The following is a 22,398-nucleotide window of genomic DNA, read 5'->3' on the forward strand; positions in this document are numbered from 1 at the left end:
TGGGCCAAAGCCTGAGCCGTCGTGCGGCGGCGTAACCAGCCCTCCAGCACCGCCCGCTGGGCATCGGTGACCGACAACGGCGGAATCTTCGGGCCCGGACGACTCATGCCCGACTAACAGTGAATCTCTGACTCAGGTCACTAGCGTGGTGCGGCGGCGTGTTCGAGGATCGCGCGGATCTCGGCGGTGATCGCGCTCTCGTTGCGTTCGAACTCGGGGCCGGTCAGCTGTCGGGGGTTGGCCGGCAGGCCGGTGAGCACGGGGGTGTGGAGGTGGCCGCCGGGCAGGTGGGGGGCGAGTTCGGTGCGGAGCCGGTTGGAGCGGTAGGCGACCTCGTTGGACAGGTAGCCGCCTCCGCCGCCCGCGACGGCGCGCGAGCCGGGTGTGGGGCCGTCGGTCCGGTCCACGGGGGCCGTGGCGCCCTCCGGGATCTCGGTCACGTCGGGGTTGAGGAGGACGGGGTAGGGGCTCTGCACGGCGGCGGTCACGGCGTCGGCGGGGAGCGTGGTGCGGATGAACTCCGGGCCCGGGCCGAGGCCGGGGGCGGTCACGGGGCGTTCGCGGGTGCCGCCGGAGAGCGCGCCCGCATTGTCGGGGTAGGGGTCGGCGGACCGGGCCCGCCCGGCCCAGTCCTCCAGGGTGAAGATGCCGGGGTAGCCCTGGCTGACGGTGGTGATGATGTCGGCGGAGGCGGGGCCTGCGGCCAGGCGCGGGGCGAAGGCCCGCTCCACCAGGCCGGCGTCGAAGTCGGCGTAGCGCACGGGCAGGACGACGGCGCGGATCTCGGCGGGGCTGCCGTCGGCGAGTGTCACGCGGCGGCCGTTGAGCTGGAGGGCGGCCGATCCGGAGGGGTTGGCTCGGCGTATCTCCGCGTCGAGTCCGAAGGGGTCGAAGCCGCTGATGAAGACGCGGCGTACGCCGGGCGCGGTCTGGAAGGCGTTGTCGGTGAGGCCGCGGGAGGCGTCCTCGAAGCGGGCGCGGAGCGCCGTTCGGTCGACGGTGAACTTCGGCTGCCAGCGGGCGAGTTCGGCGGTCATGGCGAGCCGTGCCCAGTACAGGGGCCGGTCGTCCGCGGGGGCGAGGTCGCCGCCGGGCCGCTGTCCCTGGGCCCGGCGTACGGAGGCCTGCCACAGGGCCTCGCCCCAGGACCGCAGGAGGCGTTCGGCTTCGGCGGGGCTGCGCGTCGTGCACAGGGCGGCGGGCAGGCGCCGTACGAAGTCGGCGAGTCCGGCGCCTTCGACCAGGGCGGTGGTGCGGGTGTCGGCGAGGCGTGCCTGTTCGGCGTCGAGCGGTACGGGCGCCGGGGGGCGGCAGGCGGTGGCGCCGTCGGCCGCGTGGGCGGGTGCGGCGACCGCCACGGGCAGGACGGTGACGAGGAGGGCGGCGGCCGATGCCGCACGACGTAAGAACATCATGCGATGTGACATTACATAGCGGTGGTCGCGCCCACCAGGCGCACCGGGCGCAGCTGCGGGGACTGGCTCAACTCCGCCCTCCAGGAGTCCGGTTCGGCGCCCGGGGCGGGTGGTGGGGGCGGGTGGCGGCGGTGCGTGGTGGCAGTGGGATGAGAGGGTGACGGCGTGGACGGGCGGCGGCACGCAGGGCGGCCGTAGCGGTGCGATCGGGGGCGGAACGTGGATCGGGTCGATGCGATAACGGACGTGGCCGGGGTGCGCGTGGGGCATGCCGCGCTGACGGGTGTGGGGGCCCTGTCGGGAACGACGGTGGTCCTGGTTCCACCGGGTGGGGCGGTCGCCGCGGTGGACGTGCGCGGCGGGGGTCCGGGGACGCACGAGACGGACGCGCTGGATCCGCGGGCGCTGGTCGAGCGGGTGGACGCGGTCGTGCTGACCGGTGGCAGTGCGTACGGGCTCGCCGCGGTGCACGGCGTCATGGAATGGCTGGAGGAGCGGGGCCGGGGCGTGCCGGTGGGGCCTGGGGCGGGGCAGGTGGTACCCGTGGTGCCGGCGGCCGCGCTGCTGGACCTGGGGCGGGGCGGGGACTTCCGGCTGCGCCCCGGGCCGGCGTTGGGGCGGCGGGCGGTGGAGGCGGCCTCGGCCGCGGCGGTGGGTGCGACGGTGGCGCAGGGGTCGGTCGGGGCGGGGACGGGTGCGGTGGCGGGCGGTCTGCGCGGCGGGGTCGGGTCGGCCAGTGTGTCGCTGGAGGGCGGGGCGGTGGTGGGCGCCCTGGTGGTGGTGAACGCGGCCGGGTCGGTCGTCGATCCCGGGTCGGGCGCGTTGTACGGGGAGTTCTATGCGGGCCGGCGCGACGTGTGGCCGCGGCCGGAGGTGCACGCGCGGGCGTGGCGGGCCTTGGAGGAGGCCCGTGCCACGACGCGGTCGCGGCGCGGCGATCCCGGGGAGGGCGGGTCGGGGGCGGTGATGAACACCACCCTCGCCGTGGTGGCGACCAACGCCGACCTCACGCGGGCCCAGGTGCAGAAGATGGCCGGCACGGCTCATGACGGGCTGGCCCGGGCGATCCGTCCGGTGCACTTGATGAACGACGGGGACACCGTCTTCGGGCTGGCGTTGGGCGGGCACCCGTTGGCGGGGATGGCGGAATTCAACGAGGTGCTGGGTGCGGCGGCGGACGCCGTGTGCCGGGCGGTGGTCCACGCGGTGCGGGCCGCGGAGGGTTTCGACGGTCCGGGCGGCCTGTTCCCCTCCTGGCGGGACCTCTACGGTCCGCAGCCGAGGGTCCGGGACGGTGGATGACGGGGTGACGGTCGCTGCGGGGTGTGCCGGGCGGGTCCCGTACGCGGGTGCGCGCGGTCACGGGCGTACGGGACGCGGTGGTGTGCGGCCGGGGAGCACCGGGCGGCCGGGCCCGCCGGCGGCCGGGACGGCCTCCCGCGGTGCCTGAAGCCCGGTACGTCGTCCGGGCGGGGTCAGGGCCGTAGGCCCGCGCGCCTGAGTGCGATCCCGGACAGGGCCGCGACGGCTTGCTGGTCGCCGCGGCGCCAGGCGTCCGCGAGGCCGCCCGGCGGGGCGGGGATGGCCAGGAGGTCGCCGGGCGGGCCGGTGAGGGCGCGCAGGGCGAGCAGGTCGGCGCCGCCGGGTGCGTCGGCCAGGCGCCGGATGGAGGCGCTGTGACGGATCCAGCGCAGGCGCAGGGGGAGCCACAGCAGGAGGACGAACGCCACGGGGACGACGATGAGGACGACTGCGGCCAGGGTCGCCAACTGGTTGACGCTGTCCTGGAGCGACTGTCCGGCGTCGGCGATGCCGGTGCCGGCGTCGGCCGCGGACCGGAAGGGTTTCTTCAGGAGGTCGCCGACCAAGGGCACGTCCGAGGCCGTGTCGCCGGCGTCGCCGAGGGCGGTGGCGAGGCTCTTGCCGGAGCTCTCCACCTTCCGTCCCGGCTCGGCGAGCAGCATGATCGCGTCGTGGACGGCCAGGGCGAACCACACCGCGGCGGCGATCAGGACCATGGCGACCAGGTCCGCGAGGATCTGGCGGTTGCGCCGCGCTGGGGTCTGGGCGTAGAGAAGCATCGGCTGCTCCCGTTCCGGTCGTGGCGTCGAGGAGCCGACCCCGGCCAGGTGTGCGGTGCCGGCGGTCGGGTCCGGCCGGTTGCTCGACCGTACGTCGCAATCGGCCTCTCCACCGGTGTTCACGGGGACAGGTCCGCGAACCGTTGCCGGGTTGGCGCATCGCCGACGCCACCGCCGGGCGGCGGCGCGTCCCCTATCCGGCGGGCGTGTAGTGGTCGGCGTAGGACCGGAGGCGGGCGGGGAGCGGGCCGGCGGCGCCGGTGGAGTTCATCCGCATCCACAGCTCGTTCTCCACGACGAAGCGGTACGCGAACTCCTCGAAGCCGTCGGCGCACCGCACCAGCGAGGCGGCCACCGCGGCCCGGACCTCCTCGGCCGGTTCCCCGTCCGCCCACCAGCCGGCGGACTCCAGTTCCAGGTGCGAGAACACCACGAACGCCTCGCCGCAGGGGCGCAGGTACAGGTACCAGATGACGCAGTCCTGCTGGTCCCGCAGGAACCGTATGAGGCGGGCGCCTTCCTCCACCGGGCTGCGCAGGGGGCCGGAGAGGTGGCTCCAGCACGCCGTCACCGAGACCTCGTCGAAGGCGCGGTGGAGGTGCTCGCCGGCGTAGAAGGCGGCGAAGTCCTCGGGGAGGGTCAGGCCGGCCTCGGCCAGGTCGCGTGCCAGGGCCGCGAGGTGCTCCTCGTGTTCCGATCGCGGGCCGTCCGCCCCGCCGAGCCAGTGGAACCGGCCGTCGATGTGTGCGGCGTCCAGCGGGGGCAGGCTCTCCAGGGGGTACACGTCGTAGGTGGAGGCGCAGGGCCGCAAACGACCCAGGTCGGTGGCGCACCAGCCGGTGGGGAACGCGGTGGCGGCCGCGGTGTCGACTGCGGGCCGGGAAACGGAAGCGGACATGGAAAACCCCTCGGGCGGTGGCTGGTTCGGTGCTGTGCACGCATCTTCACGCCCGCCACTGACATCGGCGGTGAGCCCGGCAGGAGGCGGCGGCGAACTGCTCGCCGGGACCGCTGCCCTGGCGTGCGGGCGTCGGGGTTACTTCAGCAGGCGGCCCAGACCCCCGGCCCGTGCCCTCCTCCCCCACCGTCCCGGAGGCGGCGTGGCAGGATCGGCAGATGACCGCAACGAGCAGTGTGGGCGGCGCCGACCTGCGGCGCGAGGCCGACCGGGTCGTCAACGAAGTAGCGCAGGAGCTGCGCACGTTGGACGAGGGCGCCGCCTGGTTCTGCCGCCTCTCCCCCGCGGACCGGCGGGAGGTGTTGCGGCTGGTCGGCGGGTACGCGATGCAGGCGCACGTCACGGCCGCGGACAGCCGCGCCGGGGTGGCGCGGTCCGGGGTGAGGCCCACGGCCAATCCTGCGGTGATGATCTGCATGGACCCGCCCCGCAGCGGGTTCTGCGGCCTGCCGGCCGACGAGCACGTGACGGCGTTCCGGGTGCTCGTCGCCGTGTTCGGCGTCGCCGACACGCGCCGCAGGCGGACGTGCTGCAAGGGCGCCTGCGGACACGCCTGGCACCACCTTTCCGCGGCAGCCGGAGAGCCGTAGCGGCGGCTGTGGTCGCTGGGGCTGCCGGTGGAACCGTCGTGTCGCGTCCGCCGTCCGTATGGATCAGGGCGCGTTCCCGGCCGCGGCCGCGGGCGCGTGGCACGAGGGGGATGACGGCGTGGCGTTGGACATGGCGCAGGCGAGCGGCCGGGAGCGGGCCCGGAGCGAGTGGTGGGCGGGGGCCGGCTGGGCGCTGCTGGGGGTGGTGCTGTTGGCGCTCTGCGTCGCGGTGGGCAGCCTGATCCCGGGGCAGATCGCCTACGAGGAGTCGTTCCTGGGGGCGAGGCCGTGTACGGAGGCGCAGGCGAAACGGCTGACGGACCCCTGTCTGCGCACGACCCGGGCCACCGTGCTGTCGGCTGGGCCCGCCAAGAGCGGTCCGAAGAAGGCGACCGTCTTCCAGGTGCGGCTGCGGGGGCCCGTTCCGGTCCCCGCCGATCAGCCGTTCCGCCTCGATCCCGATGGCGAACTGTCGCGGCGCATCAGGCCCGGTGTGGAGGTGGAGGTCGTCACCTGGCGGGACGTCCAGGTCTCCGTCCGCCATGACGGGGTGAGCGAGACGCTGCCGGGGCTGCCGGACGAGGCCACCATGTACGTGGGGATCACGCTGGTCGGCGTGTGGCTGACGGGGGTGGCCTTCATCGCCGCGTTCGGCAGTGTCCGGCGGGCCCGCCGCCATGCCGGCGGCCGTCCCGTCGCGCCGCGGGTCGGTTTCGGCATGGCGAAGATCGTGTGCGTGGTGGTGGTTCCGCTCGCCGTGTCGTTCTTCTGCCTCACCATGTGGGACGCCTGGGTGGCAGCGGGCATGACGGTGGCCGTCTGGGCGCTCATCGCGTTCCCCGCCACGTTCGCGGCTCTGCGCTGGGACCGCGACAGCTGAGCCGGCAGGCCTGGCCGTCACGCTGTGGCGGCGCCGCTCAGCGTTTCAGGTAGGCCAGGACGGCCAGGACGCGGCGGTTGTCGTCCGCGGAGGGTTCGATGCGGAGCTTGGTGAAGATGGCGGCGGTGTGTTTGGCGACCGCGCTCTCGCTGATGAACAGGGTCTGCGCGATGGCGGTGTTGGAGCGGCCCTCGGCCATCAGGGCCAGTACGTCCAGTTCGCGCGGGGTGAGTTGCGCGGTGGTGCCGCGGGCGTCGCTGCGGGCCAGGAGGCGGGCGATGACCTGGGGGTCCATGACCGTGCCGCCGGTGGCGACGGTGCGTACCGCGTCGATGAACTGGGTGGTGTGGGTGATCCGGTCCTTGAGGAGGTAGCCGATCGCGCCGTGGCCTCCGGCGAGGAGTTCGTGTGCGTAGAGCTGGTCGACGTACTGGGACAGGACGAGGACCGGCAGGGCGGGCCGGGATCGGCGTGCTTCCAGGGCGGCTTGGAGGCCTTCGTCGGTGAAGGTGGGTGGCAGGCGGATGTCGACGACGGCCACGTCCGGTTCTTCGGCGAGGAGGGTGTGGAGCAGGGCGGGGCCGTTGTCGACCGCGGCGACCACGTCGAAGCCGTGTTCGCGCAGGGTGCGTGTCAGCCCGTCCCGGAGGAGGAAGAGGTCTTCGGCGAGGACGACGCGCACGGTATCTCCAAGGTCGCGGTGGTCGGGCCGCCCCGCGGGCTGTGCAGGACGAGGGTTCCGTCGAAGGGGTCCAGTCGGCGCCGTACGCCCCGCAGTCCGCTGCCGTCGGGGTCGGCGCCGCCGCGGCCGTCGTCGGTGACGGTGGCGTGCAGGACGCCGTCGGTGTGGTGCAGGCGGATGCGGACCGCCGGGGCGCCGGAGTGCTTGGCGGCGTTGGCGAGGAGTTCGGCGACGGCGAAGTAGCCCGCGGACTCCACGGGGGCGGGGAGCCGGCCGGGCAGGGTCGCCTCGACGTGCACGTCGAGGTGGCTGTCGAGGGCCAGGGAGCGCAGCGCGTCGCCGAGGCCGCGGTCGGCGAGGACGGGGGGCAGGACGCCGTGGACGAGTTCGCGGAGGTCCTGGAGTGCCCGCTCGGAGATGGCCCGTACGTCGCGCAGGAGGGCGCGGGCGGCTGTGGGGTCGCTGTCGAGGAGCCGGGTGGCTTCGTCCAGGGTCATGCCCAGGGCGACGAGGCGGGCCTGTGCCCCGTCGTGCAGGTCCCGTTCGATGCGCCGTAGTTCGGCGGCCTGGACGTCGAGGACGTCGGCGCGGGAGCCGGCGAGGTGTTCGATGCGGCGGGCGAGTTCGGTGGTGTGCGGGGCGGCCAGCAGGCGCGCGCTCCAGCGTGCGTGCAGCCGCAGGGTGGCCGGGGCCAGCCGGAGCCCGGCGACGGTGGATCCGAGGCCGAGCAGGAGAGCGGCGAGCATCGCCGGGGTGGAGTCGACCAGGATGAAGGCGTACCAGTTGCCGTCGCCCAACAGCCGCCACACGAAGGGCTGTACGGCCGCGCCGAAGAGGCCGTACTCGACGAGGGCCAGCGGCACCGCGACGAGCAGGGCGCCCGTCCACGGCTCCGCCCAGGCCCAGCGCAGGTCGTGCCAGAACCCGTCGTCGCCGAGGAGCGCGCGGGCCTGTCGGTGGCGGTCGGCGGTGCCGGCGGGTGCGGTCGGGCGGGGCGGGAGCGGCCGCGGGGGGCTGATCACGGTGCCCGTCCAGCGGGCGGCCCGGGCGCGGTGGCGGTCGGACATGCGGCGCAGGAGCGCCGCGGCGGGCGGGAGCAGGAGGAAGCCGATGCCGACGGGCAGGAGCAGCAGCGCGCCGACCACGAGGGTGCCGGCCCCGCATACGGCGAGCGCGGCGAGTGAGAGCAGCTGGCAGCGGCCGAGGGCGGTGAGCGCGCCCCGGATGCCGGGGCGGGTGTCTGCCTGCGCCATGTCCGCCTGTCGTCCCGTCATGTCAGCGCGTTCCGTGCGCTGTTGTGGTGGTGATCTTATCGGGCGCGGTCGCCGGGCGGCGGGCGGCGGCGAGCCACGGGAGGGCTGCGGCCAGGCAGGCGGCGCCGAGGGCCACCATCGGTGCGGCCGCCGGGGACGTCTCGTCCGTCACGAACAGCATGCCGAGGTTGACCAGGGTGTGGAAGCCGCCCGCGAGGAGCAGCCGGTTGTGCCGTACGCGTTCCAGGGCCAGGCCCAGGATGACGGACATCGCGATGGTGGCCGTCAGGAATCCGGCCGCGTAGGCCGGCTCCTGTGCGAGGACGGGGACGTGCCACAGGCCCCAGAGGGCGCCGACCAGGACGGAGGCGGTGACCGGGCCGAAGCGGGTGCGCAGCAGCGGCTGGAGGTGGCAGCGCCATCCGATCTCCTCGGCGCAGGCACCGAGGAGCTGGGCGGCCACGAGCAGGGCCAGGGGGTGTTCCAGGGCCCGGGGAGCGGTGACGGGGAGCGTGCCGGAGGTGAGCAGGAGGCCGGCTGCGGCGAGGGCGATGATCAGGCCGGGGGTGAGCAGGAGGGCCGAAACGAGCGGGAGGGCGGGGCGGCTGCCGCGGGCGGGCAGGGTTCCCGCGAGGAGGTCTTTGGTCCGGGCGGGCCACAGCAGTGCCACGGCCGCCACGGCGAGGGCGGGGCCGAGCTGGGTCAGTTGCACCACCTCGGGCGGTATCCCGGTCGCGGGCTGGAGGGCTGCGCAGGCTCCCGCCGCGAGGAAGGCGACGACGAGGAACACTCCTGCCTGCGCCGCCCATCCGCTGCGCCACACGCGCCGCTGCCCCTGGTTCTGGTTCTGGTTGTGCTGGTTCTGGTACTGGTGCTGGTGCTGGTGGTCCGGCATGCTGCCCGGCCTCCCCCGTCGGTCGCCGGGGCGCGGCTCTCACGCCCCACCTGCGACTTTGCCGCTGGGGAGTGCGGTCCGTCCTTGTACGTGGCTGCCGAGGGGGGTGTACCCAGGTACACCACTCCCCCGCGCTCCCCGTGCCGCCGAGCGGCGTGAACGGCGCCCGGCCGGCCGGCTCGACGGCCGTCGTCTCCTGGGGTGTGACCAGGCGGGCGTCGAGGACCTGGGCCATCGCCTGCGCCACGCGGCGGGCGGTGCCGTGGGACACGGACGTGCAGACGAGCAGAGTCTTCAGCGGTGTTCCCTTCGTCGCTCGGCCCCGTGGAGCGGGGACCGATGAGGGCCGCCGAAGGTGACGGGGTCCGCGCCGCGACGGGTCAGCGCGTCGTCCAGCCGCCGTCCACCGAGAGGGTCGTGCCGAGGACGAAGGAAGCGCGGTCGCTGCAGAGCCAGGCGGCCGCCTCGGCGATTTCCGTCGGGTCCGCGATGCGCGGCAGGGGGGCCGATCGCAGGAGGACCTCTTCCATCGCCGGGTTCTGCTGGAGCCAGTGGTCGATCATCTCGCTGCGGGTGGAGCCCGGGGCGATGGCGTTGATGCGGATGCCGTGGGTGGCGTACTCGCAGGCGGCGGCCTTGGTGAAGCCGAGGACGGCGTGTTTGGAGGCGATGTAGGTCGCCGTGACGGGGGTGGCGACGAGGCCGGCGGTGCTGCTGTTGTTCACGATGGAGCCGCCGCCGCCCGCCAGCATGGCGCGGATCTCGTGGCGCATGCAGTTCCAGACGCCGCGGACGTTGGTGTCCATCACGGTGTCGTAGGCGTCTTCGTCCAGCAGGTGCATGGGCTGCGGGGTCGCGCCGACGCCCGCGTTGTTGAAGGCGGCGTCGAGGCGGCCGTAGGCGGCGACGGCCGCGTCGACGGCGCGGGCCACGTCCTCGCTGCGGGAGACGTCGGCGACCACGTACTGGGCCTGGTGGCCGGCGGCGCGCAATTCCCGGGTGAGGGCGGCGAGTTGGGGTTCGCGGCGGGCCACCAGGGTCACCGAGGCGCCTTCGCGGCAGAAGACGCGTGCGGCGGCCGCGCCGATGCCCGCGCTCGCGCCCGTGATCAGCGCCGATCTGCCCGCCATCAGAGAATTGCTGGTCTCCCCCGTCACGGCGCGACCGTAACACGATGAGATGGGGGGTGTGATGAGAAGAAGCGTTGTGCTGGTGACCGGAGCGGCCGGGTTCGTCGGGTCCGCGGTGGTGGAGCGGCTCGTGAAGGAGGGTGTGGGGGTACGGGCGTTGGCGCACCGTTCTGATGTGCCGTCAGGGGTGGAGGGGGTGCGGGGGGACCTCGTGCGGTCCGGGTCGCTGCGCGGGCTGTGCGAGGGGGTGGACTGCGTGCTGCATCTCGCCGCACGGATCGGGGGCACGGCCGAGGAGTGCCGGGCCGTCAACGTGGCCGGTACGCGGGCGCTGTTGGCGGAGGCGGAGCGGGCCGGGGTGCGGCGGATCGTGCAGCTGGGGACGGCGGCGGTGTACCGGGAGGGGGCGCACCGGGGTGCGGTGGAGGGGGAGCTCGCCGAGGAGCCGGGGTCGGTGACCAGTGCGACCCGGCTCGCCGGTGAGCGGATGGTGCTGGCGGCGGGCGGGGCGGTGGTGCGGCCCCATCTGGTGTACGGGAGGGGGGACCGTTGGGTGGTGCCGTCGCTGGTGCGGTTGCTCGCGCGGTTGCCGCACTGGGTGGAGGGCGGGCGGGCCCGGATGTCCCTGGTGTCGGTGGACGCGCTGGCCGGTGCGATCGCCGAGTTGGCCGTACGGGAGGGGGGTGTCGCCGGGGTGCTGCACGCGGGTCATCCCGAGCCGGTGACGGCGCGGGAGCTCGTGGGGACGGTGGCGCGGGAGCTGGGGTTGCCGCTGCCGAGGGGGGAGGTGGACCTGTCCGGGGCGCTGGAGCTGGTCGGGGGCCCGGACGGTCCGGATGCGGTGGTGCGGCGGCAGGTGTCGCTGCTGGCGGTGGACCACTGGTACGACAGCGGGCGGCTGTGGGGGCAGTTGGCGGCCTCCCCCGGGGCGCGGTTCCGTGAGGCGTTCGGTCGCTACGCCGACTGGTACCGCGGTGAGGGCTTGGGGTCGCCGCGCTGAGGCGGAGGGTTGCGGCGCGGGGTGTCACCGCGAGGGGTCTGGGTCCGGCCGGTGGGGGGCCGGGGGCTGCGGCGGTCAGCGCAGGGGGAACATCGCGTGGCTCTCTTCGTGGCGGCCGGTGACCGTCGAGGTGAAGACGGTGCGGTCGTCCTGGTGGCCGGTGATCTCGACGCGGCCGGGTGCGACGACGGTGGCGTCCACCCAGCAGGGGGTGTCCAGTTCCGCGTACTGGTGGAACTCGGTGGACAGGCCGGTGGGGGTGAACGTACCGGGGAGGTGGAGTCCGCAGGCGGCCTGGCGGGCGGCTTCGACCAGGACCATGCCGGGGTGGTGGTCGTTGGCGTGCTCGAAGAGGATCGGGTGGTCGAGGTCGGGGTTCAGCAGCCAGCGGCCGGGCCGGTCGGCGGGCGCGAGGACCACGTCGAAGGGCACGAGCCGGCCGGCGGAGGCGGCGGGTACGGGGGTGCGGCGGGCGAGGGGGCGGGTTAAGCCGGCGTGCCCGCGCTCGCCGCGCAGGCGGCGGTAGGTGGTGGGGGCGACGCAGGTGAAGCGGGCGGTGCCGGAGGCGGCGAGTTCGCCGGCGCGGTGGATGTCGACCTGGAGGAAGCCGGAGAAGCGGCTGCCCTTCCAGGTGAAGTCCGTGCACCGGGCGGTCATGTCGAGTTCGCTGGGGCCGCGGCCTATGCGCAGTCGTTCGGGACGGGAGGTGAAGTCCAGGCTCCAGAGGAGGACGTTGTGGCCGAGGGGGACTCCGTAGACGGCGTGGCAGAGGTAGAGGCCCGCCTGTCTGATGGTCTCGCCGGCCTGTACGGGGTCGTGGCCGCGGCCGTCGGCGCTGGTGAAGAAGGTGTGGGCGCGGGGCCACTGTCCGGTGAGGGAGAAGGTGTCCTCGCCGATGCGGTCGCAGCCGGTGAGGAAGACCTCGGCGAGTGAGCTGCGGTGGACGTACTCCCTGGGCACCGTGGTGGTCAGTACCGGGGCCTCGTTGCAGCGCGTCCAGGGTTCTCCCGCTCCCCTGAGCGGGAGGACGGGCGCGTGGTTCCGGGTCGTCAGCATGGTCATGGGACCTCTCCCGCAGAGCCGTTTGACGGATGGGACGGGTTGCGTACGCGAAACGCAAGATACGTACTCTCCGGTTTGGTTTGCAAGGTGCGGAGGGAGAGTGGATGTCGCTCGTGCGCCATCGTCGGGGGTGGCCGATCAAGACAGCGCGGGGCTGCCGTGACGTCGACCAGCGAATATCAGGATGGCGGCCGCCGCTCGCGATATGAGGGATCACGGCCCAAGTGGGAGAAGGCCTTCCGGTCATATGCGCCGGTCCGGCAGGCCATCGTCACATGTTGTTCAACGGGCGACTTTCCGGCCGCCCTTGAGTGATCGCCACGTGGCGGAACCCGTTCGGCAAACCATTGGCAGGCAGGGTGGGGCAATGTCAGAATCAGGGCCGCCGCCGGTCACTAAAGAACCGGATGGATGGTTTCTGAACGCAGGGTGTCGGCAGTCCGCTGCCCCCTGTGACCATTGTTCGCCGCCATCCTGGAGAGCCGTCAGATGAACCGTCAGTGCCCGATAGCGATCGACCTCTCCGGAGCGGACGTGCACGCCGAGGCGGCGCGCATCCGGGAGCAGGCGCCGGCGACGCAGGTGCTGCTGCCCGGCGGGGTGAGGGGCTGGGCCGTCAACCGGCATGCCGACATCCGCAGGCTGCTGGTGGATCCGCGGGTGTCGAAGGACGCCTACCGGCACTGGCCGGCGTGGATCAGCGGAGAGGTCGGCGCCGAGTGGCCGCTGTCGATCTGGGTCTCCGTGCAGAACATGATCACCGCCTACGGGGAGGAGCACACGCGGCTGCGCAAGCCTGTCGCCGCCGCGTTCACCTCGCGGCGCGTGGCCGCCCTGCGGCCGAGGATCGAGGAGGTGGTGGACGGGCTGCTGGACGGTCTGGCCGCGCTGCCGCCGGACCGGACGGTCGATCTGCGGGCGGGGTTCGCGCACGAGCTGCCGACCCGGATGGTCTTCGAGCTGTTCGGGATCCCGGAGCGGTCCTGGGCCCCCCTGCACAAGATCATCAAGGGTTTCTTCGACACGACGATCACGGTCGAGGACGCGCAGCGCAACGCCGCGGACATGGACGTGACCATGGCCGACGTGGTCGCGTACCGGCGGGCGCACCCGGGGGACGACCTCACCAGCGTGCTGATCGCCGCCCGGGACTCGGACGGGGCGCAGGAGGGGGCGCGGCTCAGCGAGAAGGAGCTGGTCGACAACCTGATCCTGCTCTTCACGGCCGGGTACGAGACCACCGTCAACCTCATCTGCACCGCCCTGCACGAACTGCTGCGCCACCCGGAGCAGTTGAAGTCCGTGCGCGAGGGTCTCGCCTCCTGGGAGGACGTGGTCGAGGAGGCGCTGCGCATCGAACCGCCGGCCTCGTACGGGCTGTTGCGGTTCGCGGTGGAGGACATCGACATGGGCGAGGGGGTGGTGATCCCACAGGGGGACCCGATCCTGGTGTCCTTCGGGGCGGTCGGGCGGGATCCGCAGCTGCACGGGGCGGGGTCGGAGCGGTTCGACGTCACGCGCGAGAGCCGCGGTCAGCACCTGTCCTTCGGTTTCGGCACGCACTACTGCCTGGGCGCGACCCTGGCGCGGGCCGAGTGCGCGATCGCCGTGGAGCGCTTCTTCGCGAGGTTCCCGGAGGCGGAGCCGGCGCCGGCGCCGGGCGGGGAGCTGCCGCGGGTGGCGTCGTTCATCTCCAACGGACTGCGGGAGCTGCCGGTGGTGTTGGGGGCCGAAAAGCGGGGTGTGTGAGGCGCGTGGGAGGGAAGTGAGGGAAGGGGGTGTGGGGTTTTGGTGGAGAGGTGACGGATTGTGATGCCCGGCTGGGCAGAGGCGCTTGACTAAAATACGGACCTTCTGGTTGGTTTTGAGGAGGTGACGGATGATGGGGTGACGGGTCCCGTCAGGGGATCCGTCAGGCACGACCCTGGGACAACGGAGGCACCGTGGCACGGCAAGAGCGTGCGGTACGTACGCGTCGCGCGATCTTGGAAGCGGCGGCGGCGGTCTTCGACGAGCGCGGCTACGACGCGGCCACCATCGCGGACATCCTCGCGCGGGCGGGTGTGACCAAGGGCGCCCTCTACTTCCACTTCTCCTCCAAGCAGGAGCTGGCCCAGGGCGTGCTCGAGGAGCAGTTCGCCGAGGGCGGGGTGCCCCACCGGGAGAGCAAGCTCCAGGAACTCGCCGACGTCGCGATGGTGTTGGCGTACCGGATGAAGCACGAGCCGATGCTCAGCGCGGGGGCGCGGCTCTCGCTGGGCCCGGGCATGCGCGACATCTTCGGCGGAGGGTCCGTCCCGGGCTGGATCGAGTTCACGCGCGCCCTGCTCAGCGAGGCGAAGGAGCAGGGCGAACTCCTCCCCCACGTCGATCCCGCCGAGACGGCCTGGATCCTCTCCGCCTGCTGGACGGGCGCCCAGATCTTCTCGCAGACCCTCAACGACCGCACGGACCTCGAACAGCGGGTGGCCGCCGTCTACCAGCACATCTACCCGAGCATCTCCACGCCCGCGGTGCTCGCGCGGCTGGACCTGGGCCCCGACCGCGGGCGGCGGGTCACCGCGGAGATGGGGATCGGGACCGACCCGGCACACGAACCCGAGCCGGCGCTGTCCTGAGACCCGCCCGCCGCGAGGACCGCGGGGGGCGGCGGGACGGGACCGCGCACGGCGATGACGCGCGGGGTGACGGCGTGCAGGGTGATGCGTGCAGGGTCAAGGCGTGCGGGGCCGGGGTATACGACAGGAGGAGTGCGGCCGCGGGGCTGGTTGGCGTACGCCTCTTACGCACATCCGCTCCATCGGGAATCGAGCCGCGCTCCGGTGCGACCGCAGACGGTGGCCGACAAGATCTTGTACCCCCTTGGGCAAACCGCATTGACGGTTTGTGGAGACTCCATGGCCAAGCAGGAGCGTGCGGCCCGCACGCGAGAGACGCTGATCCGTGCTGCCGCGGAGGTGTTCGCCGAGCAGGGTTTCGTCACCGCGTCGATCGCGGCGATCAGCCGGCGGGCCGGCGTGAGCGCCGGCGGGCTGCACTTCCACTTCGAGAACAAGACCGTGCTCGCCCAGGCCGTCGAGGACCGGGCGGCGCAGACGCTGCGGCGGGCCACCACCGAGCGGTGGGGCGGCGTCGCGGCCTCGTCCGCGATGGTGGACGGCAACGCCCTGCAGGTGCTGGTGGATTCCTCCCACGCCCTGTTGGCGCTGCTCGCGGCGGACGTGGTGGTGCGGGCCGCCTTCCTGCTGTGCGCGGACGTCTCCCGCAGGAGCGCGATCGACCTGCGCCGTCAGTGGCGCCTGTGGGTGGAGGCCGTCACGCGGGCCGCGGCCCGGCAGGGCGTGCTGGCCGACGGGCTCTCCCCGCAGGACGCGGCGGGCGTGGTGGTGGCCGCCACCGTGGGGCTGGAGGCCCTGGGTGCCCGTGACCGGGACTGGCTCGCGCCCCACGCCCTGACCCGGTTCTGGGCGGTGACGCTCCCCCGGCTCGCGGCCGACGGGACCCTGGGCGGGCTCGTGGCGGAGGGCTCGGCCGATGACGCCGGCCCCGGGCGCCGTTTCACCCCGTAACGGGGCTTCGTAGCAGACTGTTTGGTCTGTTTGGAGCGGCGTGAGAGGCGATTCCCGGGGTCTCGCCGGGGGCGATCAAGAGGGGCGCCGACCGCTCCGACACCCACGGGATCAGATGAAACCCCAGCTCAGGGAAGGTTTTTGAGGGTTGATCAGGTCTCGCTGGTCGGTAAAACAGCGCAACCGGTTTGATATTGACAAACCGTCGGTCCTGTTTTCTACTTGCTGTGCGACTCATCCAAGGACAGGGGAGTACGGCGTGGACATCGATGTACTGGGCGCGTTGGCTGTGCGGGAGAACGGGATCTCCATCACGCCGACCGCCCCCAAGCCCCGGCAGGTCCTGGCGCTCCTGGCCCTCCATGCCGATCAGGTGGTGCCCGTATCGGCGCTGATCGAGGAGTTGTGGGCGGGCGAACCGCCGCGCAGCGCGCGCACGACGCTCCAGACGTACGTTCTGCAGTTACGTGCCCTCATCGCGACCGCTCTGGAGCGGGGCGCGGCCGACGGCGCGCGGGCGGGTGCGGATCCCGGGGATCCCCGTGATCCCGGCGATCCCGTGCGGACCGCGAAGGACATACTCGTCACCCTGCCGGGTGGCTATCTGCTGAGCAGCGGCGGCGGCGTCCTGGACGTGCGCGAGTTCGACCGGCTCGCCGGGACCGGCTACCGCGCCATGGACGCGGGCGACTTCCCCGCCGCCGCGCGCCTGCTGCGCGAGGCGCTGGCCCTGTGGAGCGGGCCCGCCTTCGCCGACGTGCAGGGCGGGGTCCAGCTGGACATGGAGGCCAGACGGCTGGAGGAGACGCGGCTGTGCGCCCTCGACCAGCGGATCGAGGCGGACCTGCGGCTGGGCCGGCACCGGGAGTTGCTGGCCGAACTGACCGTGCTGGCCAGCCGGTACCGCACGCACGAGAACCTGCACGGGCAGTTCATGCTCGCCCTGCACCGCTCGGGCCGGCGCGGCGAGGCGCTGGACGTCTACCAGCGGCTGCGCGGGACGCTGGTGCGCGAGCTGGGGCTGGAGCCGTCCGTGGCGCTGCGGCGGCTGCAGCGCTCGATCCTGATGGCGGGCCCCGAGGGCCTCGCCGAGCCGGGCGTGGAGCCCGGGGGCGAGCGGCTCGTTCGGGTCTGAGGTGCGCGGGGCCCTGCCGGTCGGCGGCGGGGCGAGAGGGGACGGCTCGGTGCAGGAGAGGTCGGAGCGAACCCGTAGGCGGCTGGTCCACGCCGCGGCCGAGATGTTCCACCGCAACGGTTACGCCAGCGCGACGCTGGGCGAGATCGCGGGCGCGGCCGGGGTGACGAAGGGGGCGTTGTACTTTCACTTCGCCTCCAAGGACGAGCTGGGGGAAGCCGTGCAGCAGCGGGGGTACACCCTGCTGCACGAGGAGGTACGGTCCCTGCGCGAGTCGGGGGCCCCGCCGTTGCAGGCACTGATCGACATCACGCACTGGCTGGCCGGGGCGCTGTACGAGGATCCGGCGATCCCCGCGAGCTTCCGGATCACCAAGGAGTGCGGGGCCGGGCCCCGGGGGCCCGTCGGGGCGCAGTCGGTGGTGGTGGACTTCCACGCGGCGTGGATCGCGGTGGTCTGTACGTTGCTCCGGCTGGCGAGGGACGCGGGTGAACTGCCGGCGGCGGAGCGCGAGTGGGAGGGCGCCGAGGCGCTGGTGGCGGCCGTGGCGTGCGGAATCGAGGTCATGTCCGGAGCCGGAACGCCGTACGGGGAGCTGCGGCGCAAGGTGGCGGCCCTGTGGGCCCGGCTGCTTCCGAGCCTCGTGGCGGCCGAGGACGTAGGGAAGTACCGGACGCGCCCGCCGGTCGGCGCGGCGGGCGGGCCGGGATCCGGCGGGGCCGCGGAGTTCCTCGGAGCGGGGCACAAGGAAGCGGGCGGCGGCGGAGCAGGCGGTGGAGCGGTCCGTGAGCGGTGAGACGGTGCTACCGCTGTGGGCGGCGCCGCTGGGAGGGACGGCCCGTGCCGGTGGTGGTGCGGCTGCCGTCGAGAGGAACGAGGGCGGGGTGACGCCGCCCGCGGGTGCCGTGCGGGCGCACGGGGTGCTGCCGGGCGACGCGGACCGGGCCGAGACGGCGGGCGCCTAACTCCCGCAGGCGGGCGCCGTGATCGCGTCGGGCGCGGTGGGCGCGGAACGGGCCCGGGCAGCGCGTACGGAGGCCGGACGGGTATCTGACGTCCGGCGTTCGCGTTGGTCGTCCGGCATGGCAGGCGCCCGGGTGGAGCGGTCCTTGCCCGGGCGGGGTCCGTGGGGTGTTTCGCCTGGGTGCGGGCCTGTTCCACGGCTGCGGGACGGGGGCGTGGAGAGGGGCTCGAAGGGGGCTCGAGAATCCGGTGGCGTCGCTCAAGTACCGCTACCGTGCCCGGAGTCGAAGGCCGAAAAACGAGGGAGTCGACGACTTGCGGAGGAGACCGTGAAGATTAAGGTGCTGGGTCCGTTGAGTGCCGAGGTCAACGGGGGTTCGATCGTTCCGACCGCACGCAAGCCGCGGCAGATCCTGACGCTCCTCGCCCTCTACCCGGGCCGGGTGGTGCCGGTGCCCACGCTCATGGAGGAGCTCTGGGGCGCCGACCTGCCGCAGAGCGCTCTCACCACCTTGCAGACGTACATACTCCAGCTGCGCCGGCAGCTGGGTACCGCCATGGGGCCGGGCGGCTCGGGTCCGGGCGGCGCCGGTGGCGCAAAAGAGGTCCTTGTCACGCGGCACGGCGGGTACCTGCTGCAGATCCCGCCGGACGCGGTGGACGTGCACGAGTACGAGAGCCTCGTGACCCGGGGCCACGCCGACTTCGAGCGGGGCGACGACGAGAGCGCGGCAGCGATGCTGCGCGCGGCGCTCACGCTGTGGCAGGGGCCCGCGCTGGTCGACGTACGGGTGGGCCCGATCCTGGAGATCGAGGTGATGCGGCTGGAGGAGAGCCGGCTGGTCACCGTGGAGCGGCGGATCGACGTGGACCTGCGGCTGGGCCGGCACACGGAGCTGCTGGCCGAGCTCACCGAGCTGATCGCCCGGCATCCGCAGCACGAGGGACTGCACTCCCAGGCGATGGTGGCGCTGTACCGCTCGGGGCGGCAGGCGACGGCCCTGGACGTGTACCGGCGGCTGCGCGGCCGGCTGATCGAGGACCTGGGAGTGGAGCCGTCGCCGCAGCTCCAGCGGCTGCACCAGGCGATGTTGACGGTCGATCCGGCGCTGGACGTGCAGGCGGGGCCGAAGCGGGGCTCGACCTTCGACCTGTACGCGGTCTGAGCCCCCGGGGGCCCGGCCGGCCGCCGCACGGCACCGCACGGCACCGCGTGGCGTGGCATGGCATCGGTGGACGGGGACGGTGTCGGTGTCGGTCGTCTGTCGGGGGGTGTCGGTGGCCGTCGGTGCGCTGTCGGTGGCCTGTTGGCGGGCCCTGACACCTTTCCGGAGACGGCCGGCCGGATCCACCGGGCGGCCCGGTCCCGAAGGAGTCACCATGCACACACCCGTCACGGTCATCGGCGCGGGACTCGGCGGACTCGCGCTGGCGCGCGTCCTGCACGTCCACGGAATCCCGGTCACGGTCTACGAGGCGGAGTCCTCCCCGCAGGCGCGGGCGCAGGGCGGGATGCTCGACATCCACGACTACAACGGGCAGCTCGCCCTCGAGGCGGCCGGGCTGATGGACGAGTTCCGCGCCATCGTCCTGGAGGGCCGCCAGGCGATGCGGGTCCTGGATCAGGACGGGAGCGTCCTGCTGGACAAGGCCGACGACGGCACGGGGGGCCGCCCCGAGGTGCAGCGCAGTGAACTGCGCCGGATCCTGCTCGACTCGCTCCCGGCCGGCACCGTCCGGTGGGGGCACAAGGTCGTGGGCACCCGGTCCCTGGGCCGGGGCCGCCACGAGGTGATGTTCGCCGACGGCCACACCCTCGTCACCGGCCTGCTGGTCGGCGCGGACGGCGCGTGGTCACGGGTGCGGCCGCTGCTCTCCCCCGCCACGCCCGCGTATACGGGCACGTCGTTCGTCGAGACGTACCTGTTCGACGCCGACACCCGCCATCGCGCCGCCGCGGAGGCGGTCGGCGGCGGGATGCTGATCGTGCCCGCGCCGGGCAGGGAGATCTTCGCCCACCGGGAGAGCGGCGACACCCTGCACACCTACGTGGCGCTGGCCAGGCCGCTGGACTGGTTCGCCGCCATCGACTTCACCGATCCCGCCGCGGCCACCGCGCGGATCGCGCGGGAGTTCGACGGCTGGGCGCCGGAGGTCACCGCGCTGATCACCGACGGGGACACCGCGCCGGTCCTGCGTCCCCACTACGCCCTGCCGCAGGGGCACCGCTGGGACCGGGTGCCGGGGGTGACGCTGCTCGGCGACGCCGCGCACCTCGCGGGTCCGAACGGCGAGGGCGCCAACCTGGCCCTGCTCGACGGAGCCGAACTCGGCAAGGCACTCGCCGCGCACCCCGACGACACGGAGGCCGCGCTCACCGCGTACGAGCAGGCCATGTTCGTGCGCAGTGCCGAGCCGGCGACGTTCGAGGGCGTCGAGCTCTCGGAGATCTTCTCGGCTGACCACGCCTCCCACGGCCTGATCGACATGCTCACCGAGAAGGGGCGCTGACTGCGGCCTCGGCCGGTGGCCGTACGGCCGCGGCGAGGAGGTCTGGTGGTCACAGGCCGAGGATGAGTCCCGCCGCGGCGGCGGAGCCGAGGTGGGCGGTGGTGAGCGAGAGCCATTCGATGGTTCCCATGCGCCAGCGATTGCGTGCCAGCACCCGCCACTCCAGGACGATGCCGGCGACGGCGGCGGCGAGCAGGGGGACCCACAGCAGGGCCCACCAGGACCAGACGCCGCCGAAGCGGAGCACGGCGCACGCCGCGCCGGTGAGCGGCACCATCAGCGACCAGGACGGCGTCGGGCGGGTGTCGTCGGAGTGCCGGGCGGCTGAGGGATCGTTCACGTCGTCGTTCACGTCGTTCTCGTCGTGCACGGCTGACGGCCTTTCGTGCTCGGTGGGACAACTCCCGGAGCGCTTCGCGGTGTCCGTGGCTGTGCCGGGAACGTAGCCCAGGTCGATGACGTCCCTCAAACGGTCTGCGCCCGGGGTGGGATCACGAGCGGATGCTTTCCGCCGTGTCGGGGGCCGTCGGCACCTCATGGAATCGGTTCAAAGGTTCCGCAATCGCCCGCGGCTCACCGGGTTCCGGCCGAACCGACGGGGCGGCTTCCGGCGTGTCGCGGCGTTCGCGGACGGCCCGGGGGTGGGCGGGGTGCGGTGGTTGGGCCAGCCGATGTCGTCGTCCGGGTGGGTCTTCTCGGCCGGGTCGGCGGGCCGGGGGGCGGGGGACGCGCGCCCGGTGTGTGCTGCGGGCGTCCCCGACGCGCGGGGTGCGCGCACCGATGGCCTCATGAGCGACTCCAAGGCGCCGAATGCGGGAAGGGCGGGGTGCCGGCCGGTGCCGGGGCCGGGTTCTGGAGAGTGTGCCTCGGTCGGTTCGAGGAACGCTTGAGGAGCGCATGACGTGCGCATGAGAGCCGTCGCGAACCCCTGGCAAAGGTTTGCCCGCGTGTTGCCGGGCGTCCTACGCTCGATGGCGGTTCCCGACAGATTTCTTGCCCGCGACCTCAGGGATGCTCATGCTGCGACAGCCCGCGTTCGGACACCGCCTGAGAAAGCTCCGGATGGCCCAGGGCCTGTCCCAGACGGCGCTGGCCGGCGAGGGCATGTCCACCGGCTACCTCTCCCGGCTGGAGTCGGGCGCCCGGCAGCCGACCGAGCGGGCCGTGGGGTACCTGGCCGGCCGCCTCGGCCTGGAACCGGCCGACTTCGAGGAGCCGGCGACCGGCTCGCTGGCGCATGCGCTCACCCTGGCGGCGTCCACCGGCTCCCCCGACGCCATCGAGGCCCTCCGCCAGGCCCTGGCCGCCGAGGGGCACGAGCCGCCGGTGCTGCGCTGGCAGGCGCTGTGGCTCCTCGCCGGGGCGGCCCGCGTCCAGGGCGACCACGCGCTGGAGCTGGACCGGCTCACCCGGCTGGTCGCGCTCGGCGAGGAAGTGGGGGTGTGCGAGCTGCGCGTGCGGGGCCTGACCCGCCTCGCGCGGTGTCTGCGGTCCGTCGGTGAGATCAACCCGGCCCTGGATGCCGCCGTCGAGGCCCACCGGATCGCGCTGGGTGAGGAGTTGGGGGTGGAGGACCGGGCCACCGCCCTGCTGGCGCTGGTGTCCGTACAGGCCGAGGCCGGCCGGGTCGGCGACGCCCGCGTGCACGCCGACGAGCTGACCGTCCTCGTGCAGGGGCGCTCCGACGCGCTGTGGGCGGAGGCCATGTGGACGGCCGCGGCCGTGCGGATGCGCCAGGGCGACTACCCGGGCGCGCAGGCCTGCCTGGACGATGCGCTGGAGCGGTTCGGCAGCCAGGAGGACCTGGTCCTGTGGATCCGGCTGCGGCTGGCCACGGCCCGGCTGCACCTGCAGAAGCTGCCGGCCGATCCGGAGCAGGCGCGTCGGCGGGCCGCCGAGGCGGAGGCCGCCCTGGCCTTCGTGGGCACGCCGGCGCTGCGGCAGGACCTGACCGCGCTCAAGGCGGACCTCGCGTTCGCCACCGGCCAGTACGACGACGCGCGCGCCCTGCTCGGCCAACTGGCCGCCGACCAGCCGAGGATGACCTATCGAGGCCGGGTACGGCTGGAGATCCTGCGCCATCAGCTGCTGATCCTCGGCGGCGACCCCTCGGGGATCCAGGGCCTGCGCGAGCTGGCACAGCAGGCGCAGGAGGACGCCAACATCGACCTGGCCGCCGAGATCTGGCGGGTGCTGGCCGACGCACTGACCCCAGCCGGTCAGGGTGTGGGGGCCGGGCGGTTCAGCGGGGCCTCGCCCGTCGGCGGTTGAGGA

General features: G+C 73.5%; 22 protein-coding genes. 13 read left to right on the plus strand and 9 right to left on the minus strand.

Annotation, left to right across the window (positions count from 1 at the left end; genetic code table 11):
• Positions 1-140 precede the first annotated feature (140 nt).
• On the minus strand, positions 141-1,415 hold the full coding sequence (locus ACFYP3_RS26705) for a pyroglutamyl peptidase (protein WP_388837401.1): 1,275 nt from the start codon (positions 1,413-1,415) through the stop codon (positions 141-143).
• 219 nt (positions 1,416-1,634) lie between these two features.
• Between ACFYP3_RS26705 and ACFYP3_RS26710 the strand changes: the two genes are divergently transcribed.
• A complete protein-coding gene (locus tag ACFYP3_RS26710; RefSeq protein ID WP_388837404.1) occupies positions 1,635-2,717 on the plus strand; it encodes a P1 family peptidase in 1,083 nt (360 codons plus the stop codon).
• A gap of 173 nt (positions 2,718-2,890) precedes the next feature.
• Here ACFYP3_RS26710 and ACFYP3_RS26715 read toward each other — a convergent pair whose 3' ends face one another.
• Complete coding sequence (locus tag ACFYP3_RS26715) at positions 2,891-3,619, minus strand: hypothetical protein (protein WP_388837407.1); 729 nt, start codon at positions 3,617-3,619, stop codon at positions 2,891-2,893.
• A 70-nt stretch (positions 3,620-3,689) separates the two neighbouring features.
• A complete protein-coding gene (locus ACFYP3_RS26720; RefSeq protein WP_388837410.1) occupies positions 3,690-4,394 on the minus strand; it encodes a hypothetical protein in 705 nt (234 codons plus the stop codon).
• Positions 4,395-4,612: 218 nt separating this feature from the next.
• On the opposite strand from ACFYP3_RS26720, the gene ACFYP3_RS26725 reads away from it, so the two are divergent.
• Positions 4,613-5,044 carry a DUF5958 family protein gene (locus ACFYP3_RS26725; RefSeq protein ID WP_388837413.1) on the plus strand — a complete coding sequence of 144 codons (432 nt, stop codon included), beginning with the start codon at positions 4,613-4,615 and terminating at the stop codon, positions 5,042-5,044.
• A gap of 118 nt (positions 5,045-5,162) precedes the next feature.
• The gene (locus ACFYP3_RS26730) at positions 5,163-5,924 is read left to right on the plus strand and encodes a hypothetical protein (protein ID WP_388837416.1); all 762 of its coding nucleotides are present in this window, start codon (positions 5,163-5,165) and stop codon (positions 5,922-5,924) included.
• Positions 5,925-5,961: 37 nt separating this feature from the next.
• On the opposite strand, the gene ACFYP3_RS26735 is transcribed toward ACFYP3_RS26730, so the two are convergent.
• From ACFYP3_RS26735 to ACFYP3_RS26750, 4 genes are all read right to left on the minus strand, one after another.
• Positions 5,962-6,606, minus strand: coding sequence for a response regulator (locus tag ACFYP3_RS26735; RefSeq protein WP_388837419.1), 645 nt, complete (start codon positions 6,604-6,606; stop codon positions 5,962-5,964).
• On the minus strand, positions 6,558-7,880 hold the full coding sequence (locus ACFYP3_RS26740; protein ID WP_388837422.1) for a sensor domain-containing protein: 1,323 nt from the start codon (positions 7,878-7,880) through the stop codon (positions 6,558-6,560). Before ACFYP3_RS26740 ends, ACFYP3_RS26735 begins: the two co-directional genes overlap by 49 nt.
• A 1-nt stretch (position 7,881) precedes the next feature.
• Positions 7,882-8,754, minus strand: a complete 873-nt coding sequence (locus ACFYP3_RS26745; RefSeq protein ID WP_388837425.1) for a CPBP family intramembrane glutamic endopeptidase — start codon at positions 8,752-8,754, stop codon at positions 7,882-7,884.
• Positions 8,755-9,134: 380 nt separating this feature from the next.
• Complete coding sequence (locus tag ACFYP3_RS26750) at positions 9,135-9,884, minus strand: SDR family NAD(P)-dependent oxidoreductase (protein ID WP_388837428.1); 750 nt, start codon at positions 9,882-9,884, stop codon at positions 9,135-9,137.
• A gap of 61 nt (positions 9,885-9,945) precedes the next feature.
• Between ACFYP3_RS26750 and ACFYP3_RS26755 the strand changes: the two genes are divergently transcribed.
• Positions 9,946-10,884 carry an NAD-dependent epimerase/dehydratase family protein gene (locus tag ACFYP3_RS26755; protein ID WP_388837431.1) on the plus strand — a complete coding sequence of 313 codons (939 nt, stop codon included), beginning with the start codon at positions 9,946-9,948 and terminating at the stop codon, positions 10,882-10,884.
• 75 nt (positions 10,885-10,959) lie between these two features.
• Here the strand turns inward: ACFYP3_RS26755 and ACFYP3_RS26760 are convergent, their stop codons facing one another.
• A complete protein-coding gene (locus ACFYP3_RS26760; protein WP_388837434.1) occupies positions 10,960-11,946 on the minus strand; it encodes a ScbA/BarX family gamma-butyrolactone biosynthesis protein in 987 nt (328 codons plus the stop codon).
• 489 nt (positions 11,947-12,435) lie between these two features.
• On the opposite strand from ACFYP3_RS26760, the gene ACFYP3_RS26765 reads away from it, so the two are divergent.
• The 8 genes from ACFYP3_RS26765 to ACFYP3_RS26800 all read left to right on the plus strand — a co-directional run bounded on the left by ACFYP3_RS26765 (position 12,436) and on the right by ACFYP3_RS26800 (position 20,124).
• Positions 12,436-13,695, plus strand: a complete 1,260-nt coding sequence (locus tag ACFYP3_RS26765) for a cytochrome P450 (protein ID WP_388837437.1) — start codon at positions 12,436-12,438, stop codon at positions 13,693-13,695.
• A gap of 194 nt (positions 13,696-13,889) precedes the next feature.
• Complete coding sequence (locus ACFYP3_RS26770; protein WP_388837440.1) at positions 13,890-14,564, plus strand: ScbR family autoregulator-binding transcription factor; 675 nt, start codon at positions 13,890-13,892, stop codon at positions 14,562-14,564.
• A gap of 279 nt (positions 14,565-14,843) precedes the next feature.
• Positions 14,844-15,515 (plus strand): TetR family transcriptional regulator, encoded by a 672-nt coding sequence (locus ACFYP3_RS26775; protein WP_388837443.1) that lies wholly within the window; start codon positions 14,844-14,846, stop codon positions 15,513-15,515.
• Positions 15,516-15,774: 259 nt separating this feature from the next.
• Positions 15,775-16,650: a BTAD domain-containing putative transcriptional regulator gene (locus ACFYP3_RS26780; protein WP_388837446.1), complete on the plus strand. Its 876-nt coding sequence runs from the start codon at positions 15,775-15,777 to the stop codon at positions 16,648-16,650.
• Between the two features lie 49 nt (positions 16,651-16,699).
• Positions 16,700-17,446: a ScbR family autoregulator-binding transcription factor gene (locus ACFYP3_RS26785; RefSeq protein ID WP_388837449.1), complete on the plus strand. Its 747-nt coding sequence runs from the start codon at positions 16,700-16,702 to the stop codon at positions 17,444-17,446.
• Complete coding sequence (locus tag ACFYP3_RS26790) at positions 17,436-17,615, plus strand: hypothetical protein (protein ID WP_388837452.1); 180 nt, start codon at positions 17,436-17,438, stop codon at positions 17,613-17,615. The genes ACFYP3_RS26785 and ACFYP3_RS26790 overlap by 11 nt, the downstream gene beginning before the upstream one ends.
• 327 nt (positions 17,616-17,942) lie before the next feature.
• Positions 17,943-18,779 carry a BTAD domain-containing putative transcriptional regulator gene (locus ACFYP3_RS26795; protein ID WP_388837455.1) on the plus strand — a complete coding sequence of 279 codons (837 nt, stop codon included), beginning with the start codon at positions 17,943-17,945 and terminating at the stop codon, positions 18,777-18,779.
• Positions 18,780-18,993: 214 nt separating this feature from the next.
• A complete protein-coding gene (locus tag ACFYP3_RS26800; protein WP_388837458.1) occupies positions 18,994-20,124 on the plus strand; it encodes an FAD-dependent oxidoreductase in 1,131 nt (376 codons plus the stop codon).
• Between the two features lie 49 nt (positions 20,125-20,173).
• Here ACFYP3_RS26800 and ACFYP3_RS26805 read toward each other — a convergent pair whose 3' ends face one another.
• Positions 20,174-20,494 (minus strand): hypothetical protein, encoded by a 321-nt coding sequence (locus ACFYP3_RS26805; RefSeq protein WP_388837461.1) that lies wholly within the window; start codon positions 20,492-20,494, stop codon positions 20,174-20,176.
• Between the two features lie 647 nt (positions 20,495-21,141).
• Here ACFYP3_RS26805 and ACFYP3_RS26810 point away from each other — a divergent pair.
• The gene (locus ACFYP3_RS26810) at positions 21,142-22,395 is read left to right on the plus strand and encodes a helix-turn-helix domain-containing protein (protein WP_388837464.1); all 1,254 of its coding nucleotides are present in this window, start codon (positions 21,142-21,144) and stop codon (positions 22,393-22,395) included.
• Positions 22,396-22,398: the final 3 nt, after the last annotated feature.

The organism is Streptomyces sp. NPDC005533 (genome assembly GCF_042871845.1).
GTDB lineage: Bacteria > Actinomycetota > Actinomycetes > Streptomycetales > Streptomycetaceae > Streptomyces.

Excerpts from the sequence above, each read along its gene's own strand:
- ACFYP3_RS26725 (WP_388837413.1), top strand. The coding sequence starts at position 4,613 with ATGACCGCAACGAGCAGTGTGGGCGGCGCCGACCTGCGGCGCGAGGCC.
- ACFYP3_RS26800 (WP_388837458.1), top strand. The coding sequence starts at position 18,994 with ATGCACACACCCGTCACGGTCATCGGCGCGGGACTCGGCGGACTCGCG.
- ACFYP3_RS26775 (WP_388837443.1), top strand. The coding sequence starts at position 14,844 with ATGGCCAAGCAGGAGCGTGCGGCCCGCACGCGAGAGACGCTGATCCGT.
- ACFYP3_RS26810 (WP_388837464.1), top strand. The coding sequence starts at position 21,142 with ATGCTGCGACAGCCCGCGTTCGGACACCGCCTGAGAAAGCTCCGGATG.
- ACFYP3_RS26765 (WP_388837437.1), top strand. The coding sequence starts at position 12,436 with ATGAACCGTCAGTGCCCGATAGCGATCGACCTCTCCGGAGCGGACGTG.
- ACFYP3_RS26705 (WP_388837401.1), bottom strand. The coding sequence starts at position 1,415 with ATGATGTTCTTACGTCGTGCGGCATCGGCCGCCGCCCTCCTCGTCACC.
- ACFYP3_RS26750 (WP_388837428.1), bottom strand. The coding sequence starts at position 9,884 with ATGGCGGGCAGATCGGCGCTGATCACGGGCGCGAGCGCGGGCATCGGC.
- ACFYP3_RS26745 (WP_388837425.1), bottom strand. The coding sequence starts at position 8,754 with ATGCCGGACCACCAGCACCAGCACCAGTACCAGAACCAGCACAACCAG.
- ACFYP3_RS26755 (WP_388837431.1), top strand. The coding sequence starts at position 9,946 with ATGAGAAGAAGCGTTGTGCTGGTGACCGGAGCGGCCGGGTTCGTCGGG.
- ACFYP3_RS26720 (WP_388837410.1), bottom strand. The coding sequence starts at position 4,394 with ATGTCCGCTTCCGTTTCCCGGCCCGCAGTCGACACCGCGGCCGCCACC.
- ACFYP3_RS26760 (WP_388837434.1), bottom strand. The coding sequence starts at position 11,946 with ATGACCATGCTGACGACCCGGAACCACGCGCCCGTCCTCCCGCTCAGG.
- ACFYP3_RS26740 (WP_388837422.1), bottom strand. The coding sequence starts at position 7,880 with ATGACGGGACGACAGGCGGACATGGCGCAGGCAGACACCCGCCCCGGC.